Annotated in this window: 11 protein-coding genes; 8 read left to right on the top strand and 3 right to left on the bottom strand. The window is 62.0% G+C overall.

The window, feature by feature from the left end:
- Nucleotides 1-67: 67 nt before the first annotated feature.
- Both EOC83_RS14885 and EOC83_RS14880 read right to left on the bottom strand, forming a co-directional pair.
- Complete coding sequence (locus EOC83_RS14885) at nucleotides 68-448, bottom strand: response regulator (RefSeq protein ID WP_063170160.1); 381 nt, start codon at nucleotides 446-448, stop codon at nucleotides 68-70.
- The gene (locus EOC83_RS14880) at nucleotides 445-3,555 is read right to left on the bottom strand and encodes a CheR family methyltransferase (RefSeq protein ID WP_063170159.1); all 3,111 of its coding nucleotides are present in this window, start codon (nucleotides 3,553-3,555) and stop codon (nucleotides 445-447) included. The genes EOC83_RS14885 and EOC83_RS14880 overlap by 4 nt, the downstream gene beginning before the upstream one ends.
- 271 nt (nucleotides 3,556-3,826) lie before the next feature.
- On the opposite strand from EOC83_RS14880, the gene EOC83_RS14875 reads away from it, so the two are divergent.
- Nucleotides 3,827-4,483: a response regulator gene (locus EOC83_RS14875; RefSeq protein ID WP_082826656.1), complete on the top strand. Its 657-nt coding sequence runs from the start codon at nucleotides 3,827-3,829 to the stop codon at nucleotides 4,481-4,483.
- A 102-nt stretch (nucleotides 4,484-4,585) separates the two neighbouring features.
- Here EOC83_RS14875 and EOC83_RS14870 read toward each other — a convergent pair whose 3' ends face one another.
- On the bottom strand, nucleotides 4,586-4,858 hold the full coding sequence (locus tag EOC83_RS14870) for a hypothetical protein (RefSeq protein WP_063170158.1): 273 nt from the start codon (nucleotides 4,856-4,858) through the stop codon (nucleotides 4,586-4,588).
- Between the two features lie 205 nt (nucleotides 4,859-5,063).
- Here EOC83_RS14870 and EOC83_RS14865 point away from each other — a divergent pair, with 205 nt between their 5' ends.
- Genes EOC83_RS14865 through EOC83_RS14835 form a run of 7 tightly spaced genes read left to right on the top strand, consistent with a single transcriptional unit; the run spans nucleotide 5,064 to nucleotide 12,938 of the window.
- Nucleotides 5,064-6,170 (top strand): SDR family NAD(P)-dependent oxidoreductase, encoded by a 1,107-nt coding sequence (locus EOC83_RS14865; protein ID WP_024502367.1) that lies wholly within the window; start codon nucleotides 5,064-5,066, stop codon nucleotides 6,168-6,170.
- On the top strand, nucleotides 6,167-7,240 hold the full coding sequence (locus tag EOC83_RS14860) for an NAD-dependent epimerase/dehydratase family protein (RefSeq protein WP_063170157.1): 1,074 nt from the start codon (nucleotides 6,167-6,169) through the stop codon (nucleotides 7,238-7,240). The genes EOC83_RS14865 and EOC83_RS14860 overlap by 4 nt, the downstream gene beginning before the upstream one ends.
- Complete coding sequence (locus tag EOC83_RS14855; RefSeq protein ID WP_063170156.1) at nucleotides 7,237-8,529, top strand: TIGR04295 family B12-binding domain-containing radical SAM protein; 1,293 nt, start codon at nucleotides 7,237-7,239, stop codon at nucleotides 8,527-8,529. Before EOC83_RS14860 ends, EOC83_RS14855 begins: the two co-directional genes overlap by 4 nt.
- The gene (locus tag EOC83_RS14850; RefSeq protein WP_063170155.1) at nucleotides 8,514-9,614 is read left to right on the top strand and encodes a glycosyltransferase family 4 protein; all 1,101 of its coding nucleotides are present in this window, start codon (nucleotides 8,514-8,516) and stop codon (nucleotides 9,612-9,614) included. The genes EOC83_RS14855 and EOC83_RS14850 overlap by 16 nt, the downstream gene beginning before the upstream one ends.
- Nucleotides 9,615-9,616: 2 nt before the next feature.
- On the top strand, nucleotides 9,617-10,747 hold the full coding sequence (locus tag EOC83_RS14845) for a glycosyltransferase (RefSeq protein ID WP_063170154.1): 1,131 nt from the start codon (nucleotides 9,617-9,619) through the stop codon (nucleotides 10,745-10,747).
- Nucleotides 10,744-11,838 carry a glycosyltransferase gene (locus EOC83_RS14840; protein ID WP_013533197.1) on the top strand — a complete coding sequence of 365 codons (1,095 nt, stop codon included), beginning with the start codon at nucleotides 10,744-10,746 and terminating at the stop codon, nucleotides 11,836-11,838. The genes EOC83_RS14845 and EOC83_RS14840 overlap by 4 nt, the downstream gene beginning before the upstream one ends.
- A complete protein-coding gene (locus EOC83_RS14835) occupies nucleotides 11,835-12,938 on the top strand; it encodes a glycosyltransferase (RefSeq protein WP_063170153.1) in 1,104 nt (367 codons plus the stop codon). The genes EOC83_RS14840 and EOC83_RS14835 overlap by 4 nt, the downstream gene beginning before the upstream one ends.
- The last annotated feature ends 14 nt before the right edge of the window (nucleotides 12,939-12,952 follow it).

The following is a 12,952-nucleotide window of genomic DNA, read 5'->3' as shown; positions in this document are numbered from 1 at the left end:
CGTCAGGCGAGCACCACGCCTCGGCCGACGGACAAGCCCCTGGACTGATCGAAACCGGCTGTTGAAATCACGACGAGTGCGTGTCGGGACGAAGCAATGCCAGGTCGGCCAGGGTGTTGAGAAGGGCAGCGTCGCCTGCCGGCTTTGGCACGAATTTGCAGCTTCGGAAGGGTTGGGGAACATCACGCGGCCCAAATCCGGTCATGAAGGCGAAGGGGACGCCGCGAGCCAGCAATGTTTCGGCTACGGGCAGACTCGTTTCACCGTTCAATTGAATGTCGAGCAGCGCCACGTCGACTTTGCCTGCATCGATAAGTTGACGAGCCGCGGCGACCGACGAGACCGGGCCGATCACGGGATAACCCGCCGCACGCAGGCGAGACGCGACGTCTTCGGCGATCAGCCATTCGTCCTCGACCACCAGAACGCGCGGCCTGTCGTCGCTCACGGCGCCTCCTTGTGGTTTGCTGGAAACGCGATCTGGACGCTGAGGCCGTCCTTGTGGAACGCGGTCTCGACATGGCCGCCGAGCCTGTAACCAATTTCTCCCTGCAGCAGTGTCAGGCCAAAACCATTGTCCAAGGGCGCCTTGACAACAGGGCCGTCCTTTTCGCGCCAGCCAAATGTGAAACTGTCCTCCTCGATCGACCATTGCACACTGACCTTGCCGTCGGTTTTTGACAAAGCGCCGTACTTGGCCGCGTTGGTGGCCAGTTCATGAATGGCCATGCTGAGGGAAAGCCCCTGTTGCGGACCTAGTTTGACATCCTCGCCATCGAGTTCGATCCGCTCGATGCCGAATGGTTCGAGCTCCTGCTGGAGCAGTTCCCTGACCGAGGCTTCCTTCCATCTCTCCCGGGTCAGCAGGCCGTAGGCCCGCGACATGGCATGCAGGCGACCGATCAGCGCATCCGCGAACTCCTCCTTCGTATCAGAACTTTCCCGCGTGCGGCTTGCAATGCTGGCGATCACCGCAAGCATATTCTTGACCCGGTGGTTGAGTTCAGAGATGAGCACCTGCTGATGCTCTTCCGCCTGTGCCAGAGTGGTGACATCGACAAGTGTCACCACCACGCCCTGGATCCTGTTGCCCTTGTCGCGATAGGGATTGATGCGGACCATGTGGAACAGGCCCCTGGCATCGCGTGCCAGATGGTGATTCAGGATCTCGCCTGTCTCGAAAACCTTGTCGATGTGCTGCTTCAGCTCGGGGTAGTCGAGCTGGCTAGACAGATCCGTCAGCGGCCGGCCGACATCGGAGGGACGCAGGCTGAAGAAGGATGACGCCGCCGGCGTGAAGGTACGGACCACAAGGCTGCGGTCGAGGAAAATGGTCGCGATGTCGGTGCTTTCGAACAGGTTGCGCAGATCGCCGTTGACGTGGTCGAGCTCCTCTATCTTGGCCGTCAACTCGGCGTTGATCGTGTTGAGCTCCTCGTTGAGCGACTGCATCTCCTCCTTCGAGGCTTCGAGTTCCTCATTGGTGGACTGCGCCTCCTCATTGACGGAGACGAGTTCCTCGTTCGACGATTTGACCTCCTCCAGCGCGGTCTCGTATTCCTCGATCGTCGATTGCAGGCGCTCCCTGGTGTCGCGCAGCTCCCGCTCGAGATCGGCGGTGCTGTCACTGTCACGGCCGCCGCCGTCTTCCTCTGAGCGGGCCTGGGTCGGCCCCGACGGTTCGAACAGGACGAGATAAAGCGGCTCGCCATTGCCACGTTCGGTGAGCGGTTCGATCGTGAGCTTGATCGGCTGGACCCGTTCGTCGTCTTCCTCTACGATGAGGTTTTCCCGCACCACTGTGCGGCGCGTCGTCGTCGCTTCCCGCAACGCGGCGCGGAGGTCCAGTCGCAGCCCACGCCTAGCCATCGTCAGCAACTGCCGGCTGGGAATCCCTTGCGGCGCTTCGAGATATCTGCCGGTCCTGGCCGAATAATAGACGACATCGCCCTCGGCGTTGACCAGGACATGCGGCGGAGCGAAGCGCTCCAGCACCTGCGCCTCGACAGCCTGGCGCAGCGGATAACCGGCGGCTCCCTTCCTTAAGCCGGCGCTTTCAGAGGGAAAGACGCCGGAACGGCTCTCACCGATCAAGGCGGGCAGCCTGATATGCGGCGAGGCATGCTCGCGCGCCTGGAAGAGACGATGTTTCTTGTCGACAGTGGCAAACAGATTGTCGTGCTGCCCAACGCTTTCGGAGGTGCCGAGGAACAGGTAACCGCCGGGCTTCAATGCATAGTGAAAGACAGGGATGACACGGCTCTGGATGCTCGGGCCGAAATAGATCAGCAGATTGCGGCAGGAGACCAGATCCATGCGCGAGAAAGGCGGATCGCGAATGACGCTGTGCGGCGAGAAGATGCACAGTTCCCGTATCTCGTTGCTAATGACATAGCTCTCTCCGTCGCCGTTGAAGAACCGCTGTCGGCGTTCGGGTGAAAGCCCTTGCAGCAAGGCTTCGGGATAGCGTGCCGCCCGGGCCACCGCCAGCGCAGGCTCGTCGATGTCGGTGGCAAATATCTGGACGCGCGGAACGACCGTAAGCTTCTCCATGTGTTCGCGCAGCAGGATGCCGATAGAGAACACCTCCTCGCCCGTGGCGCATCCGGGAACCCAGACCCTGACGGTGTCGCTGGCGGTCTTGCCTTCGAACAACTGCGGTATGATCTTTCGCTCGAGCAACTCGAAGGCATCGGGGTCGCGAAAGAAGTTGGTGACATTGATCAGCAGATCGCGAAAAAGGTTCATCACCTCGCGAGCATCTTTCTTCAGCCAGTCTATATAGGCGCTGATGGAATGGACCTGGGCGATCTGCATGCGTCGCTTCACGCGGCGCAGAAATGTCTTGGTCTTGTAGCCCGAGAAGTCGTGGCCGGAGTGGCTGCGCAGAATGGCGTATATCTGTTCTCGCACCTTATCGATGTCGGCCGTATGGTCGCCATCTTCTTCCGCCAGCCCTTCCAGCGTGTCGAAGCCGCGGGCGAAAGCCTCCAGCTTCGCCCCGATCTCCTCGGCGGGCACAGCGACGTCGACGAGCCCGCTGGCAATAGCGCTCTGTGGCATATCGGGATTGCGCGGCCCGTAGCCGTCGTGCGCTTGCGCGACAGTGAGGCCACCCCGCTCCTTGATCGCCTTGGCGCCCAGCGTTCCATCGGAATCACCGCCCGACAGAATGACGCCCACGGCATATTCGCCCTGGTCTTCAGCGAGCGCACTAAAGAAGATGTCGACGGGTTTGCGCTCTTGGGTAAGCCCGTTGGGCCGCCGCAGGCGCAGCACACCGTTGGCGATCGCCAGAGTGACGTTTTGTGGCATCACGTAGACGTGGTCAGGTACAACAGCTATGCCATCCTCGGCCACAACGACAGGCATCTCGGTGTAGCGGCTGACAACTTCATGCAACAGACTTTCTCGCTTCGGGCTGAGATGCGTGATGATGATGAACGCCATGCCGGGCTGGCTGGTAACGCCTTTGAACAAGCCTTCCATCGCGGGAATGCCACCCGCGGACGCGCCGATGCCAACGATGGGAAATCTAGTCGATCGGGCAGTCACGGCATGTCCCCCTTTCGCCGACCCGACATGAAGTCTCCTCAAGGCCGGATCGAACAGGACACAACCATATAGCGCGCAAGAGGTATGGAACAAGACGTCAGGGATGACGTTGAACCCGATATCAATGGTGGTTCAATGACGAAACGCTCTGCTGACATAAAACTCCGAGCGCCAGTGGTGTCAGGGGCGCCTGGATCGCTAGCAGATTCCGATGCGGGGCCCGTCCCGGATCGCATGCTGATGCTTGCGAAGCGGTTGCAGGCGGCCTTGGATGACAGAATTCGGAAAGCAAATCCTCTGCATTCTAACCTCCGTTGCAAGAAAGGATGACGACGTGCGCGACCTGCGGGGGCTGCATATTCTGATAGTTGAAGACGAATGGACGATGGCGGGAGATCTTGCGCGGTTTTTCAGCAATATGGGCGCCATAATCCTTGGTCCCGCTGCAACCGTCGAACAGGCTTCCAAACACACCGGGACGGCCGAAGCTGCAATCCTCGACGTCAATCTCAATGGCCGACGCGTGTTTCCAATCGCCGATGAGTTGATGCGCCGGGGTGTCCCCTTCGTGTTCTTCAGTGGCGATGACGACATCGCCATTCCCGACCATCTCCGCTATGCCAGCAATCTGCGGAAATCCTCGGGCAGCCAGGCGGTGTTCAACGCACTCTTTCCCCCGCAGGAATCGGGGCGGGCGCCCCCCGGACCGGACCCGTCCGACGACGTCTTCGCGCTTTTGCCCAAACTGCGACTTGCGGCGCGCCTTTTGCTGGGAGACGTCGACGCATCGGATCGGCTCGTCGAGAGGACGCTCGAGCAAGCGATCCGGGATGTCGACCGCAGACAGCCTGGTCAATCCACTGAAAACTGGCTCAACGGCATCATGCGAGAGATGGCGAAAACCCGCGGCGCAAACCTGATGCATTAATTTTACCCTCCCTCTCAGGCTGAAGTGCTAAGCCGCGGGGCCGTCATTGTTGACCACATCTCGACAACTGGGCCGTACAGATCAGCCGCTTGGCTTGCGTCATCAGCCCTTCTGATCGCGCTCGACGAATTTGTTGAAACGGCTGGCTTTCCCCTCCCCAGTCTTGGCCTGATACAGAAAGGCCAGATCGTTCTCGTCGAATATCCGGAAGAACTCGTCCCATTCGATGGGCTCGAATGCTTCCTCAGGCTCACCGAAGTCGATCCGCAGGATGCCGCCCTCGCCTTTTGTGCGTACCACTGCCGGCCGGCCGTCCCGCTCCTCGGCCCACTTGCGAATTTCGTCGTGGTCGGTGGTCGTTTGCGACTGAGACATTGAAATCTCCTTTGATCGGCGTTGCTCCATGGGACACGCGGGCTGTCGGGCGTCCTAACAGCACAAGGGCGTCAATGTTCCAGCACCGCGCCGTGATCGCGATGCCGGCCCAACGAAGTCCGCCAAAGGAACTTTGTTGAAGCAAGGGAACAAACCTTTTGCCGAAAAGTTCGGGGCGCCGAGGTTACTTGTCTGAGGAGTCGTCGTGAAACGCATATTGGTTACAGGAGGCTGCGGCTTCATCGGCCGGCATGTCGCACAGGAACTCGTCGAGCAGGATTATTCGGTTCGCATCCTCGATGCGCTGCTGGAGCAGGTGCATGCGGGCGAAGCCGTCGCGCTTCCCGCCGGGACCGAACTGATCAAAGGTGATGTCCGAGACCGGGAGGCGGTCGCCAGTGCGCTGGAAGGTGTTGACGCGGTCATTCATCTGGCGGCGGAAGTCGGCGTCGGACAATCGATGTACGAGATCGCGCGCTATGTCGGCGCCAATGATCTCGGCACCGCAACGCTACTTGAAGCACTGATCAAGCACCCGGTCGAACGGATCGTCGTCGCCTCGTCGATGAGCGTCTATGGCGAAGGGCTCTATGCAACGCCAGACGGCCGGCGCATCGACAATGCCCGGCGCAAGGCGAGCGACATCAAAAGCGGGCAATGGAATCCGCTGTCGCCAGAGGGAGCCCCCCTCTCGCCGCTGCCGACGGACGAAGAAAAGCCGGTCGATCTCGCCTCAATCTATGCGCTGACAAAATACGCACAAGAACGCGCTGTGCTGATCTTCGGCGAAGCCTATGGCATCGATGCTGTCGCGTTGCGCCTGTTCAATGTCTTCGGCGCCGGCCAGGCATTGTCGAACCCCTATACCGGCGTGCTGGCCAACTTCGCTTCGCGTCTCGCCAACGGCCAACGGCCAATGATCTTCGAGGATGGCGAACAGAAGCGCGATTTCGTCCATGTGCATGACGTCGCCCGCGCCTTTCGCCTTGCACTGCAGCAACGCCAGGCAAAGGGTCATGTCATCAACATCGGCAGCGGCCGAGCCTACGCGATCAGCGAAGTCGCACGATTGCTGGCCGAGGCCATGGGGACACCGAACCGCTCGCCCGAACTGCTCGGCAAAGCGCGCTCCGGCGATATCCGCAACTGCTTCGCCGATATTTCCAAGGCCCGTGAGCTGCTCGGTTTCGAGCCGGTGCGGCAACTGGAGAATTCGCTCGGCGATTTCGTTTCCTGGGTGCGTAACACGTCCGCCGTCGACCGCGGCGCCGACATGAAACGCGAGCTCGAAGAACGCGGGCTGGTGTCATGAACACACGCAATCGAAGCGACGCGCCGGTCGCCATCGTCGGCGGCAGCGGCTTCATAGGATCGAACCTCGCCGACAGCCTGTTGTCGGATGGCGAACCGGTGCTGGTGATCGACAATCTCAGCCGTCCGGGCGTCCAGCAGAACCTTGAATGGCTGGCGCAAAAACACGCCAGTCGCCTCACGGTGGAGACCATCGACGTGCGGGACGCCAACGCCTTGGCGCCGGCTCTGACGGGTTCAAAGGCAATTTTCCATCTGGCCGCGCAAACCGCCGTCACCACAAGCCTGGTCCAGCCGGGCGAGGATTTCGACATCAACCTTCGCGGAACATTCAACGTACTGGAGGCGGCGCGACTGAGCGGTGAGTGTATTCCTGTTGTCTTCGCCAGCACCAACAAGGTCTATGGCAGCCTGCCCGACGTCGCGGTCCGCGAGGACGGCGACCGCTATGTGCCTTGCGACAGCGTCATCCAGGCGAACGGCATCGATGAGGCTCGGGGCCTGGACTTCTGCACGCCCTACGGTTGCTCCAAGGGCGCGGCGGACCAGTATGTGCTCGACTACGCCAAATCCTACGGCATGCCGACGGCGGTGCTGCGGATGAGCTGCATCTATGGACCGCGCCAGTTCGGAACCGAGGACCAGGGCTGGGTCGCGCACTTCCTGCTCAGCGCGCTGACGGGACGCCCCATCACCATTTACGGTGACGGCAGGCAAGTGCGCGATATCCTACATGTTTCCGATGCCGTCGCCGCCTACAGGGCCGTACTCGACCACATCGAGACGACCAAAGGCCAGGCATTCAATCTTGGCGGCGGCCCGGAAAATGCGCTCAGCCTGCGCACGCTGTTGAGCGAGATCCGTGGCCTGACCGGCCATGAGCTTTCAATCCGCCATGATGGCGAACGCACCGGCGACCAGCCCTTCTTCGTCGCCGACACCCGCAAGATCAAAACCGCGCTTGGCTGGATGGCCCAGGTTTCATGGCGCGAAGGCGTCCGCGACCTAGCCGACTGGCTGCAGCGCCACCGGCTCGAGCCTCACCCCGAAGCCGTGAGGTACGTCGCATGAAAATCGCTCTGGTAAACCCATTCTGGACCTACGACGACAGCATCTATTTCGGCTGCCGCCAACCACATCTGCCGCTGGAACTCGGCTATTCGAAGGCCCTGCTCGAAGCCGCCGGACATGAGGTGCTGATGCTGGATGGTCAGTTGCAGAAGCTCGACAATTCCGGTCTTTGCGAGCGGGTGGCCGATTTCGCCCCGGCAATGACTGTCGTCAGTACCGCGCCGACCTATCTGTTCTGGCGCTGCGCACCGCCGGAATTGCGCGTGCCGGCCGATTTCCTCAACCTTCTCGCCGGGCGCGGTGGACGCACGGTCGCCGTCGGCCCGCACGGCTCGGCCACGCCGGCGCCAACCTTGCGCAAGCTCGGCGTCGACATCGTCGTGCGCGGCGAATGCGAAGAAGTCGTCGAGCAACTTGCCCGGCGCGACGATTGGAGCGCAGTGCCCTCAACCGCTTATCTGCGGGATGCCAGGGTGGTTTCGAACGGCGGCGTCCACGCCAGCTCGTTTGTCGATCATCCACCCCTCGAATGGCCTGCGGACTGGATCGCAGCCCATTCGCACCACCATCACAGGTTCGATGACAATCAGGTCGGGTTCGGCGCGGAAGTCGAGGCATCGCGCGGCTGTCCCTACAATTGCAGCTTCTGCGCCAAGATCGATTTCCGTGATGCCTATCGCCGTCGAAACCACGAAGCGGTGGTCGCGGAGATCGATCGGCTGATTGCCCAAGGTGTCGGCTACATCTACTTCATCGACGAAATCTTCCTGCCGCAAAAAGCGTTGCTGGAAGCCTTGGTCGATCGCAATGTGAAATTCGGCGTGCAGACCCGCATCGATCTGTGGAAGCCCGAGCTGCTGGAATTGCTGGGCGCCGCAGGCTGCGTCTCCATTGAAGCAGGGCTCGAAAGCCTGACGGTTGAAGGCCGGGCGATGCTGGCCAAGCGCTGCCGGCTGGGCACCGAGGAACTTGCCGCGCTGCTCGTCGATGCTAGACGTCACGTTCCATTCGTTCAAGCCAATCTGATCGGCGTGGTCGAGGATGATCCCGCCCTGGTCGAGCGCTGGCGAACCCACCTGATCGACCACGGCGTATGGGCCAATGAACCTGTTCCGCTTTATCCGTATCCGAGTTCGCCCAGCTATCGCGAGCTTTGGGGCGAACCCGACGACCTTGCCTGGGAGCGCGCCCATGACCACTATCTCGCATCCTTCCAGAAATTCAGTGACATCCAGGAGAAGCGGCCCCGGCCGCTGGCGGAACTGGAGGCGACATGTTGCGGACACTGACGCCGCGCTCGTGGCGCATCCTGATGACCGTCGATGCCGTGGGCGGCGTATGGCGCTATGCGCTTGATCTGGCAAGGGAACTTGTGAACGGCGGCGACAGCGTGGTGCTTGCCGGGCTCGGTCCCCAGCCGACGAGGCAGCAGGCTGCGGAGGCAGAGGCTTTCACCACGCTGATCTGGTTGAACACGCCGCCGGATTGGATGACCCACAACGGCGGCGACCTGGATGCGCTACCGCGAGAATTGCTTGCGCCCATGCGCGACCACGCCATCGACCTAGTCCATTTCAACGCGCCGACGCAGGCGGCGGGATTCGATGCGCCGTGCCCAGCCGTGGCGGTCTCCCATTCCTGCGTGACGACATGGTTCCACGCCGTCAGGAAACAGGCAGTGGATGGCGCGTGGGCCTGGCAGAAGGAGCGCAACAGGCGTGGCTTCAATCGGGCCGACGCAGTCATCGTGCCGAGCCGCAGCCACGCCGACATGCTTGAGACCTGCTACGGCCCGATCGCGCGTCTGAGTGTGGTGGGAAATAGTGCCAGTCCGGTGCCGAAGGCCGAAAAGCGCCAACCGCTCGTCTTCGCCGCTGCCCGCTGGTGGGACGAGGGGAAGAATGCGGCGGTGATCGACCAGGCCGCGTCGCTGACGCGATGGCCCGTCTTTGCCGCCGGTTCGATGCACGGTCCGAACGGCGGGCGTACCAGCTTCAGCTATGCTGTTCCTCTGGGAGCACTGCCGTCTCACGAGGTGCGCTCCTTGATGGCGCGCGCCGGCATTTTCGTGTCGCCGTCGATCTATGAGCCATTCGGTCTGGCCGCGCTGGAAGCTGCCATGTCGGCGACGCCCCTGGTGCTTTCCGACATCGCAACCTATCGCGAACTATGGGACGGGGCTGCGATGTTCTTTGACGCGCGCAATCCGCACGACCTCGCTGCCGGCCTCAATCGTCTTTCCAGCGATGCCGAACTCAGGCGAGAGCTCGGCCAGGCAGCGATGCGACGGAGCCGCCGGTTTACACTGGCCAGGCAAGCGGCAGCCATGCGAGGCGTCTACGACAAGGCGGCCCTGGCTATGGCGGGGCGTTGACCATGCGCTTTTTGTTCTACACCCACTCGGTCCTATCCGACTGGAACCACGGCAATGCCCATTTCCTGCGCGGTATCATGCGGGATCTGATCGCGCGCCAGCACCAGGCAGTCGCGCTGGAGCCGTCCGACGGCTGGAGCCGTTCGAACCTGTTGGCCGAGAAGGGATCCTTCGCCATCGAACGCTTCCGCAAGGATTTCCCAGAGTTGATGCCGGTGACCTACAATGCCGGGTTCGATCACGAGGCCTGGATCGCCGAGGCCGACGTTGTGATCGTTCATGAGTGGACGGATCCGGAGCTTGTCGCACGCATCGGCCGTGCCCGGGCCGCTGGCGGCAACTTCATCCTTCTGTTTCATGACACCCATCACCGGGCCGTATCGGCGACCGAGGCAATCTCGGCGCTACGGTTGGAGCACTATGACGGCGTCCTCGCCTTTGGCGAGACCTTGCGCGAGAGCTATCTGCGCGCCGGCTGGGGCAAGCGCGTCTTCACCTGGCATGAAGCCGCGGACGATCGCCTGTTCAAGCCGCACCCAGAGATCCATCCCATGTCCGATCTGGTCTGGATTGGAAACTGGGGCGACGATGAGCGGACTGCCGAACTCAAGGAATTTCTGATCGAGCCAGTACACGATCTCGGTCTCGAGGCCACTGTTCACGGCGTACGCTATCCCAAGCCCGCACTTGCGGACCTGGCCGCCGCCGGACTGCGCTATGATGGGTGGATCGCCAATGCCGATGTGCCGAAGGCGTTCGCCGCGCATCGTGTCACCGTTCACATCCCACGGCGCCCCTATCGTGAGGGATTGCCTGGAATTCCGACGATCCGGATGTTCGAGGCGCTCGCCTGCGGCATTCCGCTGATTTCAGCACCCTGGTCCGATGTCGAGCAGTTGTTCAGGCCCGGCGTCGACTTCCTGTTTGCGGAGAACGGCTCTCAGATGCGGCAACACTTGCGGGCGGTATTGGCCGATGCGGATTTCGCGGCTTCCCTGGTGACTTCGGGCCTCGAGACCATTCGCTCCCGGCATACCTGCCAGCACCGCGTTGACGAGCTGTTCCGCGTGCTCACGGCATGCACGACCGAACATACCATCAACAACACCACCGCAAAGGAAGCCGCCGCATGAAGATGGCATTCTACGGATCGAGTCTTTTGTCGTCCTACTGGAACGGTGCCGCGACTTACTATCGCGGGTTGCTGAAGGCGCTTTCCCAATTGGGCTACGAAATCACCTTCTATGAACCCGACGTCTACGACCGGCAGAAGAATCGCGACATCGAGGCGCCTGACTGGTGCACTGTCGTCGTTTATGAAGCGACCCAGCACGCGCTGATGCAGGTCGCGGCACGTGCCGCCAGCGCCGACATCGTCGTCAAGGCGAGTGGCGTCGGTTTCGAGGACGAGGCGCTGCTGCGCGCCGTTCTCGACCACGCCCGCAGCGACGCGCTGGTGGTATTCTGGGACGTGGACGCTCCGGCAACCCTTGCCCAGTTGCGCGACGAACCGGACCATCCGCTCCATAGCGCCCTGCAAGAAATCGACCTTGTGCTGACCTATGGAGGCGGCGACCCCGTGGTATGGGCCTACCGTGCCATGGGGGCGAACGAATGCGTGCCGATCTACAATGCGCTCGATCCCCAAACGCATTATCCGGTCACCAGCAATGCGCGTTTCGCTTGCGATCTGGCGTTCCTTGGCAACAGGCTGCCGGATCGTGAGGCACGGGTCGAAGCGTTTTTCCTCGATCCCGCATGCCAGCTGCCGAAACAGCGTTTTCTCCTCGGTGGATCGGGCTGGGGGGACAAGCCGCTTCCCGCCAATGTCGGCTGGCTCGGTCACGTCGGCACCCGCGATCACAATGCCTTCAACGTCACACCCAAGGCGGTTCTGAACATCAGCCGCGACAGCATGGCCGTAAACGGTTTTTCACCGGCCACGCGTGTCTTCGAGGCGGCCGGCGCCGGCGCCTGCCTCATCACCGATGCGTGGCTGGGCGTGGAACTGTTCCTGAAACCAGGCGAGGAGATCCTGGTGGCGCGCGACGGCGGCGATGTCGCCGAGATCATGTGCTCGCTGACCTCCAGTCGGGCAAAGGCAATCGGCCAGGCCGCACTTTGCCGCGTGCTGGCCGATCACACCTACGCGTTGCGGGCGGACGTGGCCGATGCAGTCTTCAAACGTCACTTCGAGCAGGGGACCGTGGAGGCAGCGGAATGACCAAGCAATTGGACATCGTCTTTCTTGGCCTGTCGCTGTCCTCATCCTGGGGAAACGGCCACGCCACGACGTTTCGAGGCCTGCTGAAAGGTCTGCACGAACTCGGCCACCGCGTGACCTTTCTGGAGCGCGAGGTGCCGTGGTACGCAAACCACCGCGATCTGCGCGATCCGGATTTCTGCGCCTTGCGCTACTACGAAACCACCGCGGAGTTACAACGCGACTACGCCCGGTGCCTGGAGCAGGCCGACATCGTCGTCATCGGCTCGTTCGTGCCGGAAGGGCGCGTGGTCATCGACATCGTCGCTTCACTTTGCAAAGGGCGCTTCTGCTTTTACGACATCGACACGCCGGTGACCGTGGCGCAGCTTTCAGCCGACGATTGCGATTATCTGAGCTGGCGGCAGATTCCTTACTTCGACGTCTACTTCTCGTTCACCGGCGGGCCGATGCTTGGCCGTCTGGTGGAGGACTTCGGCGCGCGCCGCGCCGAGCCGCTCTACTGCTCGGTCGACCCGGAACGGCACCACCGGACTGGCGATCCGATCCGCTGGGATCTCGGCTATCTCGGCACCTACAGTGCCGACCGGCAGACAATGCTGAATGCGCTGCTGCTCGAGCCCGCACGGCATATGCCGGACCGGCGTTTCGTCGTGGCCGGCTCGCAATACCCATCCGACATCATCTGGCCGGACAATGTTGAACGTATCGAACATCTGCCGCCCGCCGATCATGCCGCGTTCTACAGCCGTCAGCGTTACACGCTGAACGTCACACGCAGTTCCATGATAGCTGCCGGATGGTCGCCCAGTGTGCGCCTGTTCGAAGCGGCTGCTTGCGGCACGCCCATCATCAGCGATCGCTGGCCAGGGCTCGACAGCTTCTTTCCTGCATCGGCGATCCACACCGCCGGGGAAACGGACGATGTCGTCGAGATCCTGTTCGGCGAGTCCGAGCGCACACGCCTCGCCATGGCCCGCCGGGCCCGCGAACGCGTCCTCGCATCCCACACCGGTGCGGCCAGGGCCCGCGAATTCGTGGCGGCGTTGACACAGCCAAGGGCGGCGGCCCTCGATTTCGACATCGGAAGCGCAGCATGACCAGCAGACAGGAG

Source organism: Mesorhizobium sp. Primo-A (assembly GCF_003997175.1).
Taxonomy (GTDB): Bacteria; Pseudomonadota; Alphaproteobacteria; order Rhizobiales; family Rhizobiaceae; genus Mesorhizobium; species Mesorhizobium ciceri.
Note: the sequence above shows the minus strand (reverse complement) of the source record. Positions and strands in the feature narration are given on the sequence as shown.